Below are 22089 nucleotides of genomic sequence, written 5' to 3'. Positions count from 1 at the left end.
CGACTGCTCCCGCCACGTGACCTCGTAGGCCACCCGCTCGCCACCTCCGCTCCACGGCATGGTCGGGCCTGCGCCCCCGACGGTGATGAGGAGCACGATCAGAGCAGCGACGCAGAGCGTCAGAGCGAGAGCCGCGAGCAGCACCTTCGAGGTGCGGGGACCATCCGTTTTCGGGGTAATTGTCACGCGGGTGAGTATGCATCAGAGGTGTGCATTGGCGATGCAAAGCGGGAGATCTCGTGCGCAATGGACCTCAGGTGCCCAGTTGGCGGCTTCGTCCCCGGCGGCCGACGCCGCGGCCCGGCTACCAGTTCGTATCCGTCAGAAGCTGATCAGCTTCGTCAGCAATTGCCTGAAGTTCGGCAGAGGCATCGCCGCGAGCGCAATCCGCTCCGAGGATCTCGGACTGCGCGGCCTCAATATCGGCGAGGAAGTGGTCAAGCGGGGGGTCAATGATGGCCCATAGCTGCCCGCGAGCGTCAGTCGCAATCTTGTCTGCGTGGCCCATGATCTCGGTCACGAACGCGGAGTGCTGGCGCTCGCTTTCTTGGAGAGCCTTGCGTGCCTCCCGCTCGTTGCGCCAAACCTCGTAGCCAGCGGTCGCGACCTGGAGGAATACGCCTCCCCACTTCACGGCCTTGCCGATCTTGTCGGCGATCTTGATCGCTTCCCACGGCTGGAACTTCTTGCCGAAGACGTGTCCGATGTCCTTGGTGATCTGGTGGCCGACCGACCCGGAGGACTCTCTGAGGCCACCTCCCGCGCCCCACCAATCCTGCCCCTTCTTCAGCAGGGCCGAGATTCTGTTCCAGTCGACTGTTCCGCCCGGGCCGGCGGGGCCCCTCACCGCGTCAGCGCGGCTGTGCACGCCGGTCGGCCCCGCGAGTTCCACGTCACCGGACAGTCGAGCCACCGATTGCGCGCGATTGCTCTCTCCGATCTCCGTGAGTTGCTCCGCCAAAGTGTCGAACTGTGCTTCTGAGAGCGTGTTGATGGAGGCAGCGAACCGCTCTGCATGGCGCTCGAGCGCTTCGACCAACTGCGCCTCGGCTGCTTTGAGGACTGACTTGGCCTTGGACTCGTCATCCGGGAGGCTCGTCGCCGCGTCCACGAAGCCCCGCACATCCACGAGACAGTGCGACTTGAACGTGGACTCGGCAGTCGAGAGTTCCTGTTGGATCATGTGGCGTCTCTGCGACACAGCGGCCCGCTGCTGAGCCAGCAATGCCAGCGCGGCCCGCGAACGCTCATCGAGAACGAAGAGTTGCTGAGCCTCGTCGCAGAGCTGGCGGACGAGGTGCAGCGGCTGTCGCAGTTTGGCGAGCTCGCCCCGATCGACGCTGAGGCGGTTGATGGTCTCGCGGAGGCTGTCCATTCCGGACCTCGCGCGCAGTGCCTCGGCCCGGTCACCGCCCTCCAGGCTTCTCAAGTAGTAGACGGAGTCGACTTCGGCGATGGGCAGGTTGAACGCGAAGGTCCCGAGCGCGGCCTGCACAGCCTGAGCGCGGACTCCATCGGCTGCGGACTGCTTGCCCGCCTGAGTGACCACCACGACCATTTGGTCGAATAGTTGGAGCGAGTTCGCGAGGTGGCGGAGGTAGTCACGCGAGGCGTCGTCGAAGAGGTTGACGGTGATGACGAAGAGGACGAAGTCGGCCTGCCCGATCGCATCGAGCGCGAGTTCATCGTGACTGCGGAGACCCGACTGAACGCCGGGCGTATCGACGATCACAGCCGCGCCGTCCCACGGGTACTCCGTCACTTCGTCCGTTGCGATGTCTGCATCGATTACGGGGTCCACGGCCCCATCGGTCATTGCCTTGATCAAGCTTGACTTGCCACTGGAGAACTGTCCGGTCAAGACAATCCTTGGCTTGTCGCGGTGCTGGATGTGTGCGCGATCGAGGAGTGTGAGCGCTTCCGCCGATGGGCTTGACTTCAGAACCCGTCGTAGGCGAGCGATCAGAGGCTGCGTCCGCTCTGGCAGTTCGTGGATCAGAACCTTCGTCATCTGGAGTCTCCTTCGACCGGGCCGTTAGTGATTCGGACCGTTGTGCCCGTGTGTACCAAGGCAAGTGCTTCCCATGCCTCACGGACGCCATACGCCAGTGGCGATCCTAGGGCGACGAAGAGACGCAGTTCCGTCATCTCATGAACGACGACCGGGCGATCGGTGAGGCTGCGGACGATCTGAAGTGCGTTAATCGAGCGTGCAGAATCATTGCGCGTCGGCACGATTCGTTCGACGTCGTCGGTCATCGGATAGAGCACGAGCTCGCTGAAGCCTTCTGCCGTCAGTTCGACAGCCATGCCCGCACCGCGCCAGCGCGTCGCGCGGAGGATCTCGGCGGCCGTGCGGTCCCGGCCGCTGGACCGCAGCAACTCGCGAGCCAGTTCCGTATCGACTGTCGTCACGGCTGGCTCGAGATCGTGCCTGGAAAAGTGCGACAACCTGTCGAGCGCCATTTGCAACTCATCCTCAGCCGCGCGCTTCAAGGCGAGGTCATCATCGATAGCGCCGAGCCAAAACTCGCGAAGCTTCGAGCGCGCGACCTCGACCTTCTCGGTCAGTTCGTCCAGGATCGGGGCCAACTGGTCGTGTACACGTTGGCGACGGCGACGGTGGACTTCCTCCGGACTCCGGAAGATCCGGTCAGCGACCCAGTCGAACCCGGCGCTACCGGCGACGCTGGCCAAGAGCCCGCCGACAAGACCTCCAATGACCCCTCCGACGGGGGCTCCGGCTGGACCCCCTATCGCAGCGCCGGCCAACACTCCTAGTTTCGCCCCTGCCCACGTTCCACCCATGGCCGTCGCGACGCGTCCGCCCACCTTGACCGCGCGATTTCCCCAGATCGCGCCCAGCCCTCCCAGGTCACGGAAATCTTCGGTGTCGATTGCCGACCAGTCTTCGGCGACCTCCAGGGCAAGACCCTTAAGGTCTGCTTCAAGCCGCGAGCTCACATCCGTGGTACCGGTGTTGAGTTCACGCTGAATGGCTTCAAGTTCCCGATCCCACGCCTCGTTGATCTGCTCGTCGCTCTGGTCAACATCCGCTTGCTCGATCCAACGTTCACGAGTGGTGATCGCAACTGCATACGCGGCGCTCAACTCGCGGTCGGCATCCTCGACGCGTCGTCGTGCGCGCCGGTCGAAGGCATCCCGCGCACCACGATGAGCGGCGAGTTTGGCACGGAGACTCGTGCACGCCGCATCGACCTCTTGGGATGCCTCAAGGAGGTCGTACTTCACTGAGTCCGCGAGACTGACGAAGCGCCGCGCAATCGCAGTGCGGTCCCGCTGCTCGCGGACCACCTCGATCAGCGGCTGGATACGACTGCTGTCCAGAAGACGTGCAGAGTCGGCAACTGAGTAGGCGCCTGAGACAGCGAGTTGTGCGGCCTGCGCATGTATCGCTAGCGCCCTCAGGTAGCCGCCCCCCGAGGTGGAGAGATGCCGAATGATCGGCGCGAGATTGTTCTCTGCGTCTCCACCGAATATCCTCTCCGGCTCTTCCATGAGGTCGATGAAGTTGATCTCATCGCGGACGTCCGCGAGGCAATTGAGTGCGACAAGAATCGGCTTCCCGAGGTCAGCAAGACGCCGCAAGGCGCGCCCGGTCTGCTCTTGCGTGGCCTGATCGGTAGCAACCCAAAGGATCAGGTCGGCGTCGGCAACCTCGGCGAACGCCGTCTCGTAGTCATCTTGGCCGTCCATCGCACCGACGCCGGGAGTATCCACGATCTCAACGTCAGCAAGCTCCGTGATCGTCCTGACGCTTGTATCCCTTGTCGTCCGCTGCGCGCCGAACCCGATTCGTGCGCCACTTCCGCGGGTCAGGAACTCGAACAGCGTGCTCTTTCCTGCCATGGTGCGACCCATGAGGACGACTCGGAACGGACGCTCGGCATCGCGCTTCTCGAGGTGCTGAGAACCGACAGCAAGTCGAACTGCCGCACCATGCACTGTGAACACGACCTCGTCGAGTGCATCTCTAGAGGCGGCGCCGCGAATATCGGCGAGAGAGGTTGCCACCGCTTCGGCGGCGCGGTCAGCGACGCCGGCAAGCGTCTCCCGAAATGCTGTCGGAGTCGCGCTTGTCGAAGAGTCGACTCCGAAGTGCTGCTGTCGCGCCCACTCCGGTCCCGGCGCTCGCGGCTGGTTCGGGACGCAGAAACTCACGCGCCGCCTCCGGCGGATGCCATGGATGCAGTGATACGAACCTCGGTCAGGGAGTGACCCATGCGCCGATGGTGGCATCGGGCAAAGCGGTGCACTCCCACGCAGCGAAGGGTACTGGTGGGGGCAGACACCCTGACAACCAGACCATCAGCAGTCCCCCTGCTGTTCTTGGGGTCTTGTAGCCGACCGATACGGACGCCGCGTGCCTCGACGTGCCGCCTGGGTTTGCGCAGTGAAGTAGACGAGTCCGGCGGCTGCGGTCCCTCGCAGAAAGCGCTTGTGAATGCCGAGATCGCTGGTCTTCGACCCGTCAGGCGATCGAGGTGCGCAGTGGTCCTCCGTGGATGCCGGCATGGCACACGACGGCCGCGGCTTCTCCCGTCCACGGCCAATGTTCCTTAGCGACAGATCGAGGTGCTCGCCGATCGACCGCGCGACCAGAGACGCCCCGTCCGACCGAAGCCAGCCGCCTCCGGCGCGGTGGAATGTGAAAGGCCCCGGGCTACACCTAGAGTCCCAACATGGCGTTAGGGGACGTGACCAGAGAGTCGGTGCTGCGGGCTGTTGCCGAGTTTGATGGCGTGGGGCGCACTGCGTTCCTTGGGAAGTACGGCTTCGGGGCGGCCCGCGGCTACTTCTTATTGAACGAGGGCCACAGGTACGACTCAAAGGCGGTAGTGGGGGCGGCGCACGGGTTCGCCACCGGAACCGCGCTCGGATCCGGAGACTTCAGTGGTGGGGACAAGACCGTCGTGAAGCTTCTCGAGGGGCTGGGCTTCGAGGTTGAGCGGCCATCGGCAAGCCCCGACTGGTCGATGGACGAGTTGATCCTCGCTCTGGATCTTTACCTTTCGACCCGAGGGATACTCAGCTATTCCCCGCGCGTGCCGGAGGTCATCAGGCTGAGCGACACCCTCCGGGGGTTGCGTATCTTTGGCCCGGAGGTCACGGAGCAGGACAAGTTCCGCAACCCCTCCGGTGTCGCCCTGAAACTGCACAACCTGTCGGCCGTCGATCCTTCTCACGCTGGGAAGGGGATGAGCCACGGATCGCAGTTGGATCAGACCGTTTGGGATCGGTGGGCCTACCGCCCAGAAGAGCTACATGAAGCGGCCGAGCTCATTCGCGCCCAGGGCGCTTCTGATGAGGCCGCCGCAGAGACCGGCGAGGACGAGGAGTTCTCCGCCGACGAAGGTCGACTCCTGTTCCGGCGGCATCGCGCTCGTGAGCGTGATCGGAGACTCGTCGCCAAGAAGCGCGCCGCCGTCCTGAAATCGACGGGCAAACTGGCCTGCGAGGTCTGCGGCCTAGACGCGACTGCCCTGTACGGGCCGGTCGCTGACGGGGTGGTTGACGTGCACCATGTTGTTCCCCTCCATCAGGCCGGCGAGTCCCGAACGAGATTGAGAGACCTGGCGATCGTGTGCCCGACCTGCCATCGCGTCCTGCATCGGCACCGGCCCATTGTCACGCCAGCGCAGCTACGAGGTGAACTAACGACTCGATCGGGTGCATTGCCGCATTAGCGATGGGGGCAGCGGGGTGTGCGTAGGCGCTAGCGCCGGAGCGCGGGAGGCCCACCGAGGGGCCCGCTTCCCACCCTCTGGGGTGAGGACGCTTTGGCGTCCCGGCACCATCCAAACCTGCGACATCCGCTCGGCGAACGAAGCCTCTCCTTGCGTCCAACCCTAATCAGAAGCTAGGACTGTTGCCCACGTAGGGCCCCGGCGAGGCAGTGGAGGTATCGGCGGCTTGGCGCCCCCGTCCAGCCAGCGCAGCCCCTTCGGCCAGAAGCCGCCACTCGGCCTGTGCGGCCTCCACCTCGGCCTGTCGGACGGTCGTCGCTGACAGGTCGGCACCGCTGGTCCTGATTACGCCCTCAAGCAGTTCGACGGGATCGGCTTCGGTCAGGTCGTCGTGTCGGGTAGCCGCATCTGCATGGAAGCTTGTGTCTACGTAGAGACGATTCGACTCGCTGCCTCGGGTAGCCATCACGTAGAGCGGCTCGCGGACTGTCGCAGCCGTGACATACGCGTGCGCTGTGTCGACCGTCCGGCCTTGCGCGCGATGTGCGGTGGATGCGTATCCCAGCTCCACATGCTCGCGAACGTAGACTGAGGGTAGTTGCGCGACCGATCCCCCACCGATGCGCTGGACCAGCGTCGACCCATCATCACCGATTGACTGCACGACCCAGTCATCGCCGTTCTTGACCCACCCTCGTCCGCTCACGAGCGCGCGCTGGTTGTGCCGGGTCACGACCACGTCACCCACGCCGACCGTGACACCATCGGCGAGCCGTATCCCCTCCGCTTCGACCTCGCCAACGGCTACGCGATGTGCCCGCGCCCGAGCGTTCAGATCCGCGACGGTCTCGGCGTCGGCTGCGAGCATCAGCGACGCTCGGCCAGAGCGGATGTCCGTCAGCCAGCCATCGAAGATGAGGTCGACCATGTCCTCGCGGCTGCCGGACTCGACCCGCCCCTTCTCCGCATAAGCCGTGGCGACGGATGGCCTGCCGGCGCGGAGCTTGAGGGACGCGGCGCTTTCCCACTCGTGCCGGAACCGGCGCACCTCCTGCAGCGCGGGCAGGTCCTTGCGCGTGTCACAAAGCAACTTGAACGCGCCCCCGGCCTGAACCGGCGACAGTTGCGCCCAGTCCCCCACCAGCAGCACCTTTGCGCCCACCCGGGCGGCAGCGGCGGTGATGTAGTCCAGGTCCAAGGTGGAGGCCATGGACGCCTCGTCGACGATCATCAATTGCCCCGGGTGAAGGTTGAACCGGGCGTATGCACCCCGGCACGCTGCGGCTTGCTTGTGCAGTTCACGGGTGCTTTGGGAGGGGTATGCGCGAGCCAGCCGCGCGGCATACGACTCGATCTCTTGGCGCAGCTCGGGGAGGCGACGATGCTCGGTGATCCACTTGGCGGTGTTGTCTGTAGGGACGCCGACAGCCTCGGCGAGGACCTCTGCTGCTGCGGCCGACGGAGCTAGCCCGATGACCGAGCCGGGTCCGTGGGCTGCCTCCCAAGCGGCCCGGACGCCGGCCATGGTGGTCGACTTGCCGGTGCCTGCGGCGCCGACGATGAGGTCAAGCCGCCGGCCGGAGGTGACGACCGCGGACACCGCGGCGGCCTGCTCCGCCGACAGCACCCTCCGGCCAGTCTCAATCGGATCGGCCTGGTCGGGCTCGGCTGGCATGGGCGCCGTTGGGGCGGCGCTGTCGGCCGCGGCGTCGAGGAGTCGGGCCTCAGCGTCGAGGAGTGCCTGGGTCGAGTAGAGCTCGCTGTTACGGGCACGGAACTTGCTTGACCCGTCCGCGCGCTGCAGCCCTTGAGGGACCAACCCGAACTCTGGCGGGGTCAGCATGACCGCCAGGCCGGCGGCATATGTCGCCGTCGTCTCGGCCACCGTGATCCGGGCGTGGGGAGTGGCGAATCGAACCCCATGCAGCTCACGGAGGGTTTCTGCCAGCAGATTGGCACGAGTGAAGGTGGCGCGCTTGTCAGCGACCTTGGTCAGCACCACAGTGGCGACATCGCGCAGCATCGCGTCGTCTAGGTCCTCTACGGCGAGTAACCCGGGCGGGGTGTGCTTCGTGAGGTTTCCGGCCCAGGAGTGAGGGTCGGCGCCCACGAATGGGCCGGCCCGCTCTATCCACTCGGTGATCAGTTCGCGGAGAGGCCGGACGTCCTTACCCTCTCGGGTGGCCAAGGTGGCCTGCTGCCGCAACCGGATGACGTCGCGGACTGTGGGCTGCCGACCGTGGGACTCGACGAACTTGGCCACCAGGTCGTCCTTGGCGGTCTCAATCGCGCCCGACCGTTGGGAGAAGTGCTCACGCAGGTCCTGCGGGACTCCGTCGACCTCCCACTTCGGTTCGGCTGACCGCCGGCGCGTCTCAGGCGTCCAGTCCCACCCCAGCTCGGCTGACAACTCGTCAGCAAGCACCCCGTTGTACAACTCGGACATGCCAACTGCGGCCCGGTAAAGCGCCTTCGAGTCGAGCGTGCGCCATGCACCGTCAGTGACGGCTTGGACGCGGTTGAGGACGACGACATGTGTGTGCAGCTGTGGGTCACCGGCGCGGGAGTCCCAGTGGTCGAAGGCGGTAGCGATGATGCCCCGGATGTCCTCTTGGACCACGCCTCCCTTGCCCATTCGGGTGGAGAAGACCTGACTTTCGCCGTATGCAACGACCGCCTCGAGCGCACGCCGGTGGGCGGCATAGATCCGGGACCGAGTGGGGTCGTCGGCAAGCGCCCACGCGACGGAGACGGACTTCGGCGCAGAGAAGGTCAGGTCGAAGCCGGCAACGGCCTGAGGAGCCTTTCTGGGTCTGCCAAGGTGATTCACGCCTCGGGCGCGGGGAGCCGAAGGTGGCTGTCCGAGCTGCCGGCCCGTCACGGGGTCTTGCAGCATGCCCAGCAATCGCCACAGGTGCTCCTCCGTCACGATCGAGCCCTGCTGGATGCCTTGGCCGTTGTTGAGGCCGGCGAGGCCGGCGCCGAGGAAGCGGCCCGGTGGCGTGCCGTTAGCGGCGTAGTACGACTGCAGACCAGTCGCCGGGCCGGATTGGTCCATGCGCGCCACTGACGACATCAAGTAGCGGTAGCCGGAGCCCAGCGTCATCCGGCGAATCGACATCGTCACTCCCCGCGAACCCCGGCGACGGGGCACCCGCGGGCCCCGCGACCACCTTGGTGCCAGACGTGTGGAGCGGAAAGGGGCGCAGTCGAGCCGGGGTGCGAATAGGGCTTCGGCGGCGTCAGGCGACCACGGGAGTCGAGTGGTCGAGGCGGAGCTAGGGGCCGATCAAGGGCGGGGGGCGCTCATCGTGGCGACAACGTGCGACATCAGCGTGCCTGGTTGGCGATCGCGGACCGGAAGGCCGCCTGCGCGCGGTTTGTTGCCGACGGCGCTTCGGACCCTATGCTCGTGGAGCCGGCGCTCGCTCCCCTGTGCGGGCGTGGCTTCTCCATCTGCGTCACCACCTGAAGTCGGGCGGAGTGATCGAACAGACGTTCGACGGTGCGGGATAATGGGCAGATGGCTGGTGGGTCGGGACGAGGGCATGACCACCCCATCCCGCTGCCGCCGCCGGCTCGCCGGCACTGCTGGGTCACCGGTCCGGAGGCGTCGCGGGGACCCCATCCAGGGCTGATCATCGAGTGGTCCCGTCGCGACGACGGGTGGTGGGCGTTCGTCACCTATGTCATCGAGGCCGACGCCGCAGTCGTGCAGCAGTGGCTGCCGGCGAAGCTGCTGACCCCGACCGTGTCGCGCCGACGGTGACCCAATCGCTCCGTCATGCACCTACATCGAAGCGAACGGAAGGATTGCCCATGCGACACCCAGTGGACGCGGGAGCACGCCAACGCCTCCTTGAGGCTCAGCGCGCAGAGACGGAGGCGCTGCGGAAGGTCGAGACGGCGGGCAAGAGCTGTGCCCGGGCCCGAGACCGCCTTGCGGCGGCGGATGCCAAGCTGCTCGAGGCGCAGCGCAGCCTCGTGCATACGTCCGGCGTCACTCGCGCCGCACTGCTTCTCGGCACTGACGAGGCGATGCTACGGCGCGACCTGCGACGTGCCGATCAGGCCGACTCCTCGGACACGCCGACTACGCCTGAAAGGTGAGCCGCTCAGACCGACGGCCACCGCACGGTCAACATCACCGAGTCCTCGATGGCGCGCCAGGCGTGCACGACGCCAGGGCCCCACAACACGTAGTCGCCTTGGCGGCTCAGCTCGACCTCACGGTCAGGCAGACGCTGGACGAAGTGTCCGGAGATCAGCACCATCATCGAGGTGCGGGTCTCACCCGTGGTCCAGTCGGCGCGCTCCTCCCCCGCGGCATGCGTGCCCCACTTGATCTCCACGTCGGTCGTGTTCGCCACGCCGTCAGGAGGCGCGATGAAGTTCCCGACGAGCCACCCACGGTGCGCGGGGCCGTCATCGAACGCGTTGCCAGTAGCGATGCTCACGAGACTCCAATCTGGAAGGCCGGCAGTCTGACTCGCTCCGGGTTGAGCTGGGCGAGCCGCTTCAAACCTAGGGCACATGCGACAAGCCCCTCATCCGTCCATTGCGGGTCGTGCAGCAGCGCATCGAGCCCGTCGGCGTCGGCACTCGAGTAGCGCAGCAGCCCAGAGGCCTCCCAGTTCGCTTCAATGTCGCCACCAAAAAGCTGCCAGAAGGTCTCGTCGTGCACGGCGAGCAGGGCGGGGAACTCGAAGCTCCCAGCGACCAGGTTGTACGCGAAGCCGTTGAGGTGCACGTCGAGAGCCGAGGACTCCGTCAGCCACCGCATGGCCGGCGTCATGCGGCTCGGGTGCAGGAGGTCGGCCACCGATGACGGCCCGAGGCTGTTGTCCGTCTCCGCCCGCCCGAGCAGCTCCTCCTCCATTTCCCGCAGGAGAGTGAGTCGCACGTCCACCTCAGCCGTCGCCTCGTTGGTCGGCTGGTGGAAGCACTTGGGGATGACGGCGATGCGTCCAGCTCCGTTGAGAACCCTGCTGCTGCGCTGCTGGATGAGCAGGACGTAGTCAGCCGGCCGATTGCCCGATGCCGGACGAGCGAAGGCCGACAGCGCGAGCGCTCCCCCGACACACTCTCGGGCGCTCGGGGTGAGCACCGCTCGTGCGGTGGGCAACAGCTGCTCGCGGAGCGGAAGCACCGATGTACCAGCAGCGAGCGCCGTGAGGACCTCGGCCTCGAGCAGGTCCCACGTGAGCGCGTAGCGCGCGAACATGGTCATGGCGAACTGGGCACGTATGCCACCCGGCTCGTCCTCGACGTCCACAAGACGGTAGGTCGGTTGATCCGAGAAGCGTGTGTCACCAGTCAGGCAGCGCGCCAGCCGCGATTCCGCGGCCGCGAGCAGCGCTGGTGTAGCCAGTAGGGGCGGAGCCGCTGCATGTCGAGCGAATCCGAAGGACGGCACTCCCGCGCTCCGAAGGGCGAAGCCCCCGTGCGGGGTGACCAGAGTTGTCGTCATGTCGCCCTCGCCGGACTGAATGCGCACCACTCCCGCGAGGCCGCTCTCGGTGCTGTAGAAGTCTAGAAGCCGGTCAGCGACGGCCCGTCTGTCGACATGAGCGATCGGTTCGTCGCGATGCAACGTGGCCGCCCGATCGGTAACTGCTGCAAGGGATGTCCCAGGAGCGGACCCTCGCAGCTCGTCGAGGAACTCCAGGCCCGAGTGGAGGTGCGTCGCACCCTGTAACGCAGTCGCGGACACAGATGCCCGCGACGAGTCGGCAGCCCCAGAGAATCGAAGCTCGGCGAAGCGTTCTCGCGCGTCGTCGGTGGCTCGGCTGAGGAGCGTGTCCAGCGCGGCTTGCATCTCCGTCGTGAGCTTCATAGCCGGATTCGCATGCCACTTCGCGACCGTGCGAGCGGCTGAACCCAGAGTCTCGGCAAAGCCTTCGTTCGTCAGCCTCAAGGCTTGCTGAAGACTGACCGCGTCGGCGGGCCGCCAGGTCGGCACCACGATGGAGCTCATGACCGACCCGCCAGGCGTGGCGGCACTCGGCTGTGCACCTGAGTGCATTGCCAGTGCATCTGCGGGTCATGGGGTGATGCCGCGCGCGCTGGCTGACTGGATCGCATGAAGTCATCACCACAAGCAGGCACAGCGTCGTCCATGGACCAGGCGATCCGCGTCCGCAGCCCGGCGCATTCTTCACCGATCTGGGCGGAGCGCAACTCGACCGCGACGCCCGTGTGGACAACGTGTCGCGTCCTGAGACTTGTCCACAGCTGGTTGAGACCGAGCCAGCGCCGGATGGCGACAAGCGGGACAAATGGTAAGGAGCGGGCTGCTGCCGGGGCCCCGCTGATCTCACGAAGGAGCAGGGCATGACCACTCGCGATGTCAAGGCCGAGCAGCTCGCTGAGAGCCTGCGTCAGTGCGGGCCATTGGTCCGGGAGTCTGATCGAAGAGATGAGCTCTGGCTCACGGTTCAAGACGTGGTCTGCACCCGCAGCACGTGTCACATCGTGCCCATGGGGTCCACCTCGCCGGTGTCGGTGACGCCGGAGCACTCCACCGACGAGCTCCTCGCGGCCATGGAGTGGCTCGTCGCCCACGAGGCTCACGCGAGAGCGATGGCGCCTCGAGAGCTCTTCATCATGCTCCGCGGCGTCGCCACCCGCGGCGCGCTCGGTTCGGCACGCGCAGCGCAGGCCGACGCGCTTCACGGGATGACCCACGTGAGCCCGGGTGAACCGGTCGTGTTCGCCGACCTCGAGATGTCGGAAGTGGCGTGACCACCATGCAGACCAACTTCAACGACTGGACGGCGGCTCAGCTCCACCTCTCGGCGGAGGAGCTCGCCGACATCAACCTGACCCCCGTCTTCGACCTCTTCATCTCCAGGATCGAGGAAGCCAGACGACGTGGCGCAGCAGACCCACTGACCACGATCACGACCAAGCGCGCCGGCGGGAACTCGCGCGCGTGCACCAAGCGGATGCTCGAGCAGCTCGGCTTCACCGCCGCCCAGCGGCGCGCCGTCCACCGGCTCCTCGCCGGCTCCCCTTCGGGGTGGCCCGGACTGCTCCGGCTGTATGCCGTGTCGCAAGACCTCACCGGTGGGCAGCGCCAGTACGCGCGCCGTCAGGTGCAGACGCTGCGCAATCACGTCGCGCCTCGCAGCCTGGCCAGCGCTGGGTGCTCGACGAGTCCGGCGGTGCCGTAGAGCGCAGCGATGCCGGCCACGGCGATCGATGCCATGGCACGACTCGACATGAGCCGAGCGACTCCGTCGCCGTAATCGAATACCGCGTAGCCGTCTTCGACGCACGGCCGGAACCCGACCAAGGATCCCCACCAGAACGAAACCGACTGTCCTGTATCGAGATTGAGCAGGACGCGGCGGTCGGTCAGCAGACCCATGCCTCGCGATTCCCCCGTCCAGCGGGCCCGGTCAGCGTGACGAACCTCGACCGGAACCTGGCGCAGCGCGCGTTCGCCGGGCTCCAGGACGAGGCCCATCGACATGACATCGACATTCAGCGGCGGCGCCAGCCCAGCCAGCTCGAGCGCAAGCTGTCGAGCGTCCGCCCACTCGTCCGACATCACGTGAACGCGACGTGGCCGTGATCTCAGTCGGTTCATACGGCATACCTCCTCGGCGAGGACAACTTGCCGCCGAGGGGCACCATCGGCGCACGGCGTGCCGGTAGTGCCCCGATCCCGCGGTTCGCGCAGCATGTCGCTCACCCGTGCAGCCACCGTCGTTGCCGCGGGCGGAGTCGCAGTGCTCGGTGGCCTGGGCGTCGTAACGATCGCCGCCACGCAGAGCGGTGCGCTCCCGTCCCGCCCTCCCGCCTGCGTGTCGAGCGGCCCGGTGCCAGGACTCTCGCCGACCCAGGCGCAGAACGCCCGCACGATCGTCGCGGCTGCCGAACAGCGGGCTGGCAGGGCCGGTGCCTTCATCGCTCTCACGGCTGCTCTGGCCGAGTCGGACCTGCGTGTCCTCGCCAACCCGAATGACCCGACGGGCTCAGCGTTCCCGAGCCAGGGCGTGGGCTTCGACCACGACTCCTTGGGACTCTTCCAGCAGCGCCCGGGGTGGGGCAGCGCGGCCAAACGCATGGACGCGGCCGAGTCGACTCACCTCTTCGTCGACGCGCTCCTCCGCCTCGAGGACTGGCAGTCCATGACGCCTTGGTATGCCGCCCAGATGGTCCAGCGGTCAGCCTTCACCGGGCGCCCCAGCGGTGCGAACGGTGGCTCGATCGTCGTCGGAGGCAACTACCAGCGGCAGACCGCACGCTCATCAGAGGTCCTCGCCTTCATCGAACATGATGCTGCGAACCTCGACTGCGGAGGTGCGCCGCCTGACGCCCTCGCGCCGGGCGGATCCGGCACCCACGGGCTCCCAGCAGGGTTCGGGCTGCCGCCCACGACATCTCCCGAGGCCCGTACGGCAGTGGCCTTTGCCCTCGCCCAGCTCGGGAGGCCGTACCTCTGGGGCGGCAATGGGCCGAGTGCCTTCGACTGCTCGGGCCTGACCCAACAGGCGTGGCGCCGAGCGGGGATCCCCATCGGACGCGTCGTCAGCCAGCAGCTGCGCGACGGCACGGCGACGACCTCGAGCAGCCTTGCCCCGGGAGATCTCGTGATGATCCCGGGATCATCGGGGACGCTCGCCTCGCCCGGCCACGTCGGCATGTACATCGGGCGCGGACTCGTCGTCAACGCTCCCCGAACTGGTGACGTCGTCCGGGTTGTCTCCTACAAGTCCTTTGTGTCACAGGGCGTTTCGGGGCTTCGCCACATCTCCTGACGGAGCGATCTGGTCTCTATCTGCGACGGCTCGACGAATAGTGCCCCGACCGGTCCTCTATCGCAGCCATGTGCGGAACCGGTCCGCGCGAGCTGCGAAAGGCACCACGATGAAGACTTGGATGATCCCCTCCGTTGACGTCCCGCCCAACCAGAACGGCCTGCCCGGCATCGCCGCCATCGAGAAGATCGTCGGCGCGCTGCTCACCTTCGGTCTGATCGCGTCCGTGGCCGGCATCGCCATCTCGGCGATCGCCTGGGCCATCGGTTCACACTCGTCGAACCCCCACGTGGCCGGCCGCGGCAAGACCGGCGTCCTCGTCTCCGCGGGGGCGGCGATGCTCATCGGCGCGGCGAACACACTCGTGACCTTCTTCAGCGCTGCGGGCTCTGCGGTCCAGTGACATGAACTGGAGAGCTCTCCGCCCGTACCTGACTGCTGCGAGCGTCGTCGTCCTGCTCTTCGTGGCTGGAGTCGTCGCGCTGTCACACTCCGAGGCGCCCGTCGGTGGCTCGCCTCAGGTCTCGGGCTCGCCGACGCTAGATGCCGCACCGACGCCGGAGTCGTCGACCGCTCAGTCGCCAGCGCCGACCAAGGACCCGGTGGCGACCGAGATCGACCGCCTCCGCGCGGCGGCACGAGTCGCACCAGGGCCGCCGGGGCGACGCATCACCGGCGACTTCTCCCAACAGCCTGACCTGTATGCCGCGGAGTTCGTCCGCCGGCTCCTGACGCAGGACTACCGGACGTCGAGGGCCGAGCACCTCGCCTGGGTGCAGTCGGAGGCCGCCCAGACCTCCGAGCCCCTCGTCGTGGGGCTGGTGCCCAAAGAGCTGCGCGACCACCTTGCCGTCTACTCGGTGACGGACGCTGCGGGTCAGACCCGGGCTGTCCCGGTGCGAAACGAGTGGACCGCCCTTGGCCTGCAGGACGCGTACACCACCGTTCGCATCGAACGGGTGACGGAGCCGATGGCGTGGAGCACCGCCGTCTCGAGCGGGAGGATCAGCGACCCGGGCATCACCGGTCGTGAGGTCGCCGCATCTGTCACCCTCCACTACCGGAAGCAGGGGAAGGCCGTGACCTCGACGTCGTCCGTGGCCATGACGCTCAACATCGAGGGACCTCCCACGCGAGGCTCTTGGGGCTTCGTATGCGCGGTCACCTACTCGTCGCTGGCGGTGAGCGCGTCATGAGCTGCGACGGCATCATGGCTGCCAACCCGATGTGTCTCCTCGCCCAGGCCGCAGCGGGCACCGCCGGGGCTGCGTCCAACGTCGTCGATGGGGCCTTCAGCAACATCGCCGGCTACTTCGGGCTCGCAGCCCAGAACGCCACCACCTGGCTGTGGCAGCAGATCGGCGAGGCGACCACGCTTGACCTGGCCTCGCCGGCTCTGGCGCGGGAGATGGCTATCACCGGCGCGATTGCAGCCACCCTCTGCCTGGGACTGTTCATCATCCAGGTGACCTCAGCCGCTCTCCGCGGGCATCCCCTCGCTCTGGGCCGCGCTTTCAGCGGGCTCCTCATCAGTTTCGTCGGGTCCGCGCTCGCTCTGGCAACGACGCGCGTCCTGCTCGGAGCGGTCGATGCCCTCAGCGACGGCGTCGTCCGCTACACGATGGGCACGCAGATGGGTGCCCTTGGCGGCAAGCTCTCCTTTGTCGGTCTGGCGCAGATGCAGAACCCTGCCGTCATGATCCTCCTGGCGGTCGTCATCATCGTCGCGGCGGTCGTCGTGTGGGCAGCCATGATGATCCGCAAGCTGATGCTCATCGTGGCAGCGGTGCTCGCCCCATTGGCCTTTGCCGGCGCGACGGCCGACTTCACCCGCGCCTGGGTCCGCCGGTGGATCGAGTTCGTCGCAGCCATGATCGTCTCAAAGCTGCTCCTCGTGATCATCCTGAGCATCGGCGTCGCCGTCCTCAACGGCGCCGGACAGTCAGGCTCCGGCGTGGGTCAGACCGTCACGCAGCTCGCCGGCGGGTCCTTGATCCTGTTGCTGGGCGGGCTGGCTCCCTGGGTGGCGATCCGCATGTTCCACTTCGCCGGCGACACCCTTCACTCGGCACATACCACGGCCCGGCAGGCCTCGGTCGGCGCGCAGACTCTGGTCAGCGCACCCCAGAAGGTCAGCGCGATCCAGGCCCAGGGACGGGCGCTCGCCTCCGTCGGGTCGTCTGGCCACAGCCGCGGCACCAAGGGCAGCGGCGGTCCGCCGCCGCCTCCCCCGCGCCCGGGATCCTCTGGGCCGGTGGGCCCACCGTCGCCCGGCGTGGGATCCGGCCTTGCCGGTGGTGCCACAGGACCTGCTGGAGCAGCCAGCGGAGGGGGCGCCGCAGCCGCCGCCTCGCTGGCTGCTCCGGCTGCCGCAGTTGCCGGGGTCGCCCTCGGCGCCAAGGCCGTCGCCATGAAGGCCGGCCACGTCGCGACCAACCCGCCTGGGGTCTCCTCGCCCGGCGGCGGCGGCCCTGGCGCCGCTGTCCAGGAAACGCCCATGAAGCAGCCACTCACCCACGGCTCTAGGAGCTGACCATGACCGACGCCACGACCACCCCGCTGACCGTCCGATTCGGACGCCTCCCCCGGCGCGGCCTGCTCCTCGGGCTCTCGTCATCCCGCATCCTCTGCCTCTGCGTCGCCGCGCTCGTCTTCGTGCCCGCGATCTTCCTCGGCAGCTCGACGGGCGCCGGCCTGACGGCACCCCTCTGGGCCGGACTCATCGCGCTCGCCTTTGTGCGCTGGCATGGGCGCCCCGCCGTCGAGTCACTCCCCACGGCAGGGCACTACGCCGTGCGGAAGCTGAACGGTCAGACCAAGTTCCGAGCGCGCCCATCAGCCCCACGACCCGGCGGCACGCTCGCCCTCCCCGGCGACGCTGCTGCCCTGCGCTTCCTCATCGACGAGGAGTCCGGCGCAGCGATGCTGCACGACCCACACGGGCACACGCTCACCGCGGTCGCACTCGTGCGCCACCCGGCATACGTGCTCCTGTCGAGCGACGAGCAGGCGAGACGCGTCCACGGATGGGGTCGGGCGTTGGCCAGCCTGGCCGCTTCCGGGACTGGCTGCCGGCTGCAGGTGCTCGAGGTGTCGCTACCCGACGCGGGCCGCGGCATCACTGGTTGGTGGGAGGTCAACGGCGTCAAGCAACCCGGCCAGTGGGCCATGCAGCAGTACGAGTCGCTCATGAAGACAGCAGCGCCCGCGGCGTCGACGCACCGCACGGTCATCGCGCTCTCGCTCGACCTTCGGAGCGCGCGGGCGCACATCAAGCAGGCCGGGCGAGGGCTGCGCGGGGCGGCCGCGTTCCTGCGGCAGGAGATGACGTCCCTCGAGGCCGGGCTCCGTGCCGCGGACCTGTCGCTCGCGACATGGTTCAACGAGAGCGAGCTCGCAGCGACGCTACGGGAGGCGTTCGAGCCCGGACACGAGACTGGCGACCGCGAGACCCAGACGCTGGCGAGCGCTGGCCCTGTGGCCATGGACGAGGAGTGGGACCACGTCCGCCACGACACGGCATACTCGGCCGTGCTCTGGATCAGCGAATGGCCGCGGGTCGGTGCGCCGCCGTACTTCCTCCACTCACTGGTCTTCCAGCCCGGCATCCGCAAGACACTCTCGATGACAATCCAGCCGATCCCTGCGGATGCCGCGATGCGCGACATCAGGAAGGCGAAGGTCGAGTACGCCACCGAGGCGGCGCAGAAGGCCAAGATCGGCGCCATCGCCGACCTTTCCGACGGCGCGGAACGCGACGACGTCCTCGAACGCGAACGGGCGCTCATCAGCGGCCACGCCGACGTGAAGTTCACCGGCCTCATCTCCATCACCGCGCCCTCGCGGGATGAACTCGAAGCGTCAGTCGCGGAGATCTCGCGCGCCGCCATCCAGTGCGGCTGCGAGACGCGACGGCTCTATGGGCAGCAGGCCCGAGCCTTCGTCTCTGCTTCACTTCCGCTCGCGCGGAAGGTGAGCTGATGTCGTCGGCACGAGCGTCAGGGACCTTCTACGCGCCACAGGGCACCAAGCGTCGACGTGGTCGGCATGAGAAGCCACCGGCTGCTCGCTCGGGTGAAGCGGCACGGGGCAGACGCAATGGTGATGATGACTCGCCGCAGTTCCTTCCTGCCGAGGGAGAGAGCGGCCCTGAGGCTGGGCGGTCCTATCGCCGGCTTCGGCTGCCGGGACACCGCGCCACCTCCGACGTGGTCGCCGGCGCGTACCCCTTCCTTGCGGAGGGTGGTCTTGGGAGCGAAGGCGTCTACGTGGGGCAGGACGCCTGGTCAGGAGGTGGCTTCTGCTTCGACCCCTGGGTGCTCTATAGCCAAGGCATCATCACGAATCCGAACTGCTTGCTCGCCGGGGTCGTCGGGAAGGGGAAGTCCTGCCTCGCCAAGTCGTTGGCGACTCGGTCGATCGCCTTCGGGCGGCGGGTCTACGTGCCCGGCGACCCGAAGGGTGAATGGTCCGTCGTCGCCAAGGCTGTCGGTGGCGCCGCTATCCAGCTCGGCGGCGGCTCACGCAACCGTCTGAACCCGCTGGACCCCGGGCCGCGCGACCCGGCACTCCCCGACTCCCAGTGGCAGTTGCTGGTCGCCAACCGGCGACGCGCCCTTGTCGGTTCGTTGGCTCAGTCGGCACTCGGGCGGCCTCTGGTGTCTGTTGAGCACACCGCTCTGGACGTTTCGCTGGCCGGTGCTGCCGCGGGGGCGGTCGAACCGACGTTGCCGATGGTCGTCGATCTGCTCTTGGAGCCACGGTCTGCACTTCCCGGCTCAACCGCCGCTGAGCTCGCACGCGACGGGCGCGACCTTGCCCATGCCATGCGTCGTTTGGTCGCGGGTGACCTCAGCGGCCTGTTCGACGGGCCGTCAACCCTCACCTTCGACCCCGCTCTGCCGATGGTCTCGCTGGACCTTTCGCAGATTCAGGGCTCCGATCAGCTCATCGCGATGGTGATGACGTGCGCCTCGGCATGGATGGAGTCGGCGCTGTCCACACCCGACGGAGGGCAGCGATGGGTTATCTACGACGAGGCCTGGCGCCTCATGCGCCAGCCCGCCCTGCTCGCCCGCATGCAGTCCCAATGGAAGCTGTCGCGCGGCCTGGGCATCGCGAACCTTCTCATCGTGCACCGGCTGTCGGACCTTGACGCCGTGGGCAACGCTGGCTCGGAGTCACGTGCGCTCGCTCGAGGTCTGCTCGGCGACTGCTCAACGAAGATCGTCTACCAGCAGGAGGTCAGCGAAGCACCCCAAACGGCACTCGAGCTCGGGCTGTCATCGGCGGAGCGCGCCCAACTCCCGGATCTCCAACGCGGCGAAGGGCTCTGGCGTGTTGGCCAGAGGGCATTCGTAGTACGGCACGTGGCGACGGACGACGAGCTAACGCTGTTCGACACCAACTCGCGCATGGAGCTCTCGAGGTCGACTAGATGAGTCCCGCCCGCGCCTACCTCAGCCGTTCGTGATCTAACGGATCTGCCGATGACAGTGCGTTCGCTCAGTTCCCGCCGGTCGATGTCCCGCTCGGGTACGGTCAGCTGGGCCGGCCGCCGGTGTTGGTGATGGCTGCGGGCTACTCCCGGATGCTGTTCGCGGTGATGATCGCCTCGCGTCAGGCCGCCGACCTGAGCCGCAACTATGCCGACGCTCGCAGGCCCCCGGCGTCGTGGACCGCTTCACCCTTCAGGCTGCCCACCGCCGGCCAGCGTGCCCCTCGGCATAGTCGCGTTGTCGGTATAGGTCGAGCTATGCGGACATCCGCATAGCTCGACGAGGTCGGCTACATCCCCTTCGAGCCCGAGGCCGCGACCTGTTCTTCCAGCTCGTGTCCTCCCGCTACGAACGAGCCGCGCTGATCGTCACCAGCAACAAGCCCTTCGGCCGCTGGGGCGAGGTCTCGCGACGACGTCGTGGCCGCCGCGATGATCGACCGGCTCGTCCACCACGCCGACGTCGTCAACCTCAAAGGCGACTCCTACCGGCTCAAGAACCGCGACCTTGGCCGCGTCCCTACGCCCCTGGGAGCCGAGGACTGACATGACCAACAGGGAAAAGGGCCGATTTCACCCGTCGCAAAGGGGGTTCGATTTCAGCCGCCGTTGACACGTTGTCCTCGGCGCTCGTCGACCCTCGCCGACCGCTTCCATCGGAGATCTCGAGATCCTGCCTCAGTGGGGGACTGGAGATCATGTGGGTCATTTGGGTGTCCTTTCGCCGACACTCACTGACTGTCCAGGCGTCAGGCAATTGCTCCGGACGTGAGATCGTCTGGAGCGGCCGATACACCGGCGTTAGCGAACGCCGGTCGTGTGCACCGGGCGCGAACGGGACCTGCCGTCACGGCCCCAGCACCCCGGCCGTCAAGTCGGTCCAGCGTCAACCGACTTCACCGCGCTCGGGTATCCGCTCCGTGCCCTCGATCTCACTGTCTTGGAGGCATGAGCCGCCCGAGCAAAGCCTCGACGGCAGGCCCTCCCCCTGGGCCGCACCACCTCGTCTTACCGAAACCACACCACAACAGCGCCACATCCGGCGGCAACGCACTTTGGAACGGGGACCCTGAGAACTACCTGAGAGGTTGCTGGACGCAACTGGGTGCCACTGCTAGCCTCTCCAAGCACAGGGGCCGCCCAAAGAAATCGGCACAAGGCTGGACGGAGCAACGATGCCTCGTATTGCACATTCAGGTTGGCGCTGGCATGCGGAGCCGCGCTTGCGGTCGCGCTTGCGGTCGCGCTTGCCGCACCCGCACATGCTGGTTCTACTTCAAGAACCTGTGGCAATTCCGCCGTCGTTGTCGGGTTCACTGAGAACAACGGCGGGGGCACCTACGACGATGCCCCGAATACCTGCGGGGTGCTCGGAGTTCGAGTCAACTACGCCCACATCGGTGGGTCGAGCTGGACCGCGTGGAAGTACTGCGCGTATGGACAGGGCGGTGTCAGCCAAATCCTCTCCGGAACGAACCCCTTTAGGGCCCAGCACTCGACCTCCGTTGGCCCCCTCTCCTTTTACTCCACTCTGTAGATGCAATGAAACCAGTAATATGGCGCTCCGGACTCGTGCTTTTGATCGCCATGCTGTCGGGATGCTCCTCCCCCTCCGTGGAGGAGCCAACAGCGAGTGCTGGTAACGCTCTCCACGGCATGGACCTGTCCCTGGCGTCCGAGGCGCAAGCCGCCGAGATCAGGGACAACAAGGTCGACGCCAGCGAGTACAGAGCCGCTTTCCAGCGTTTCCGCGAGTGCCTGAGCGCGGCTGGTTACGAACTGGGTCAGGTCGAACTAAAGCACGCGATGTACGAGTTCGCGATGCCGGACGCTGCCGTTCAGAGCGGCGCCGAAAAGAAGTGTTACCACGCCGAGTTCAACTTCGTTGACATCCTGTGGCAGACGTCGGATGGAGTGCAGAACGGTTCGCAGGAAACACAACACCTGCGTGACTGTCTGCGGAAACGCGGCGTCGAGCCCGGTGACACGCGGGCGAAGGTGGACATGCAGATGCGCGAAGAAGGGGTCACTCTTCGTGATTGCTTTCGCTAGCGGGCCTGCCCCGGTTGCTAGGATCCGCGGATGAGCGCCCGTCGTCGAGCCCGCCCAAGATTCA

General features: G+C 66.9%; 17 protein-coding genes and 1 pseudogene. 12 read left to right on the top strand and 6 right to left on the bottom strand.

Annotated elements, in window-relative coordinates; all coding sequences use genetic code 11:
* Positions 1-304: 304 nt before the first annotated feature.
* Entirely contained in the window at positions 305-2011 is a 1707-nt protein-coding gene (locus AC1DW8_RS20930; protein WP_478095754.1) for a GTPase, read from the bottom strand.
* A complete protein-coding gene (locus AC1DW8_RS20925; RefSeq protein ID WP_478095753.1) occupies positions 2008-4182 on the bottom strand; it encodes a GTPase domain-containing protein in 2175 nt (724 codons plus the stop codon). Before AC1DW8_RS20925 ends, AC1DW8_RS20930 begins: the two co-directional genes overlap by 4 nt.
* A 521-nt stretch (positions 4183-4703) precedes the next feature.
* Here AC1DW8_RS20925 and AC1DW8_RS20920 point away from each other — a divergent pair.
* Positions 4704-5708, top strand: coding sequence for a ScoMcrA-related endonuclease (locus AC1DW8_RS20920; protein WP_478095752.1), 1005 nt, complete (start codon positions 4704-4706; stop codon positions 5706-5708).
* Between the two features lie 166 nt (positions 5709-5874).
* Here the strand turns inward: AC1DW8_RS20920 and mobF are convergent, their stop codons facing one another.
* Positions 5875-8829 carry a MobF family relaxase gene (gene mobF, locus AC1DW8_RS20915; protein WP_478095751.1) on the bottom strand — a complete coding sequence of 985 codons (2955 nt, stop codon included), beginning with the start codon at positions 8827-8829 and terminating at the stop codon, positions 5875-5877.
* A gap of 402 nt (positions 8830-9231) precedes the next feature.
* Between mobF and AC1DW8_RS20910 the strand changes: the two genes are divergently transcribed.
* Complete coding sequence (locus AC1DW8_RS20910; RefSeq protein ID WP_478095750.1) at positions 9232-9477, top strand: hypothetical protein; 246 nt, start codon at positions 9232-9234, stop codon at positions 9475-9477.
* 346 nt (positions 9478-9823) lie between these two features.
* Here the strand turns inward: AC1DW8_RS20910 and AC1DW8_RS20905 are convergent, their stop codons facing one another.
* Together AC1DW8_RS20905 and AC1DW8_RS20900 are read right to left on the bottom strand one after the other, a co-directional pair.
* A complete protein-coding gene (locus AC1DW8_RS20905) occupies positions 9824-10165 on the bottom strand; it encodes a signal peptidase I (protein WP_478095749.1) in 342 nt (113 codons plus the stop codon).
* Complete coding sequence (locus AC1DW8_RS20900; protein WP_478095748.1) at positions 10162-11685, bottom strand: hypothetical protein; 1524 nt, start codon at positions 11683-11685, stop codon at positions 10162-10164. The genes AC1DW8_RS20905 and AC1DW8_RS20900 overlap by 4 nt, the downstream gene beginning before the upstream one ends.
* A 503-nt stretch (positions 11686-12188) precedes the next feature.
* On the opposite strand from AC1DW8_RS20900, the gene AC1DW8_RS20895 reads away from it, so the two are divergent.
* Both AC1DW8_RS20895 and AC1DW8_RS20890 read left to right on the top strand, forming a co-directional pair.
* The gene (locus AC1DW8_RS20895; RefSeq protein ID WP_478095747.1) at positions 12189-12452 is read left to right on the top strand and encodes a hypothetical protein; all 264 of its coding nucleotides are present in this window, start codon (positions 12189-12191) and stop codon (positions 12450-12452) included.
* 5 nt (positions 12453-12457) lie between these two features.
* The gene (locus AC1DW8_RS20890; RefSeq protein ID WP_478095803.1) at positions 12458-12883 is read left to right on the top strand and encodes a hypothetical protein; all 426 of its coding nucleotides are present in this window, start codon (positions 12458-12460) and stop codon (positions 12881-12883) included.
* On the opposite strand, the gene AC1DW8_RS20885 is transcribed toward AC1DW8_RS20890, so the two are convergent.
* Positions 12823-13263 (bottom strand): hypothetical protein, encoded by a 441-nt coding sequence (locus AC1DW8_RS20885; RefSeq protein ID WP_478095746.1) that lies wholly within the window; start codon positions 13261-13263, stop codon positions 12823-12825. The genes AC1DW8_RS20890 and AC1DW8_RS20885 overlap by 61 nt on opposite strands.
* 133 nt (positions 13264-13396) lie before the next feature.
* Between AC1DW8_RS20885 and AC1DW8_RS20880 the strand changes: the two genes are divergently transcribed.
* The 8 genes and pseudogenes from AC1DW8_RS20880 (at position 13397) to AC1DW8_RS20845 (ending at position 22025) form a co-directional block, all read left to right on the top strand.
* Positions 13397-14476, top strand: a complete 1080-nt coding sequence (locus AC1DW8_RS20880) for a C40 family peptidase (RefSeq protein WP_478095745.1) — start codon at positions 13397-13399, stop codon at positions 14474-14476.
* 121 nt (positions 14477-14597) lie between these two features.
* Complete coding sequence (locus tag AC1DW8_RS20875) at positions 14598-14879, top strand: DUF6112 family protein (RefSeq protein WP_020145907.1); 282 nt, start codon at positions 14598-14600, stop codon at positions 14877-14879.
* Between the two features lies 1 nt (position 14880).
* A complete protein-coding gene (locus AC1DW8_RS20870) occupies positions 14881-15672 on the top strand; it encodes a hypothetical protein (protein WP_478095744.1) in 792 nt (263 codons plus the stop codon).
* Positions 15669-17009, top strand: coding sequence for a type IV secretion system protein (locus tag AC1DW8_RS20865; RefSeq protein WP_478095743.1), 1341 nt, complete (start codon positions 15669-15671; stop codon positions 17007-17009). The genes AC1DW8_RS20870 and AC1DW8_RS20865 overlap by 4 nt, the downstream gene beginning before the upstream one ends.
* A 2-nt stretch (positions 17010-17011) precedes the next feature.
* The gene (locus tag AC1DW8_RS20860) at positions 17012-18457 is read left to right on the top strand and encodes an SCO6880 family protein (RefSeq protein ID WP_478095742.1); all 1446 of its coding nucleotides are present in this window, start codon (positions 17012-17014) and stop codon (positions 18455-18457) included.
* Positions 18457-19917, top strand: coding sequence for an ATP-binding protein (locus tag AC1DW8_RS20855; protein WP_478095741.1), 1461 nt, complete (start codon positions 18457-18459; stop codon positions 19915-19917). The genes AC1DW8_RS20860 and AC1DW8_RS20855 overlap by 1 nt, the downstream gene beginning before the upstream one ends.
* Positions 19918-20249: 332 nt before the next feature.
* A pseudogene (locus AC1DW8_RS20850) lies at positions 20250-20519 on the top strand (ATP-binding protein); the annotation flags it as partial.
* A gap of 1110 nt (positions 20520-21629) precedes the next feature.
* Complete coding sequence (locus tag AC1DW8_RS20845) at positions 21630-22025, top strand: hypothetical protein (protein ID WP_056824095.1); 396 nt, start codon at positions 21630-21632, stop codon at positions 22023-22025.
* Positions 22026-22089: the final 64 nt, after the last annotated feature.

Source organism: Terrabacter sp. P2_E3 (assembly GCF_056403915.1).
This window is presented reverse-complemented; position numbering and strand designations above follow the sequence as displayed.

Bases quoted from the DNA above. Each gene is read 5' to 3' on its own strand.
- AC1DW8_RS20930 (WP_478095754.1), bottom strand. From the start codon at position 2,011: ATGACGAAGGTTCTGATCCACGAACTGCCAGAGCGGACGCAGCCTCTG.
- AC1DW8_RS20920 (WP_478095752.1), top strand. From the start codon at position 4,704: ATGGCGTTAGGGGACGTGACCAGAGAGTCGGTGCTGCGGGCTGTTGCC.
- mobF (WP_478095751.1), bottom strand. From the start codon at position 8,829: ATGTCGATTCGCCGGATGACGCTGGGCTCCGGCTACCGCTACTTGATG.
- AC1DW8_RS20910 (WP_478095750.1), top strand. From the start codon at position 9,232: ATGGCTGGTGGGTCGGGACGAGGGCATGACCACCCCATCCCGCTGCCG.
- AC1DW8_RS20900 (WP_478095748.1), bottom strand. From the start codon at position 11,685: ATGAGCTCCATCGTGGTGCCGACCTGGCGGCCCGCCGACGCGGTCAGT.
- AC1DW8_RS20895 (WP_478095747.1), top strand. From the start codon at position 12,189: ATGGGGTCCACCTCGCCGGTGTCGGTGACGCCGGAGCACTCCACCGAC.
- AC1DW8_RS20890 (WP_478095803.1), top strand. From the start codon at position 12,458: ATGCAGACCAACTTCAACGACTGGACGGCGGCTCAGCTCCACCTCTCG.
- AC1DW8_RS20885 (WP_478095746.1), bottom strand. From the start codon at position 13,263: ATGTCGGACGAGTGGGCGGACGCTCGACAGCTTGCGCTCGAGCTGGCT.
- AC1DW8_RS20880 (WP_478095745.1), top strand. From the start codon at position 13,397: ATGTCGCTCACCCGTGCAGCCACCGTCGTTGCCGCGGGCGGAGTCGCA.
- AC1DW8_RS20875 (WP_020145907.1), top strand. From the start codon at position 14,598: ATGATCCCCTCCGTTGACGTCCCGCCCAACCAGAACGGCCTGCCCGGC.
- AC1DW8_RS20870 (WP_478095744.1), top strand. From the start codon at position 14,881: ATGAACTGGAGAGCTCTCCGCCCGTACCTGACTGCTGCGAGCGTCGTC.
- AC1DW8_RS20865 (WP_478095743.1), top strand. From the start codon at position 15,669: ATGAGCTGCGACGGCATCATGGCTGCCAACCCGATGTGTCTCCTCGCC.
- AC1DW8_RS20860 (WP_478095742.1), top strand. From the start codon at position 17,012: ATGACCGACGCCACGACCACCCCGCTGACCGTCCGATTCGGACGCCTC.
- AC1DW8_RS20855 (WP_478095741.1), top strand. From the start codon at position 18,457: ATGTCGTCGGCACGAGCGTCAGGGACCTTCTACGCGCCACAGGGCACC.
- AC1DW8_RS20845 (WP_056824095.1), top strand. From the start codon at position 21,630: ATGGACCTGTCCCTGGCGTCCGAGGCGCAAGCCGCCGAGATCAGGGAC.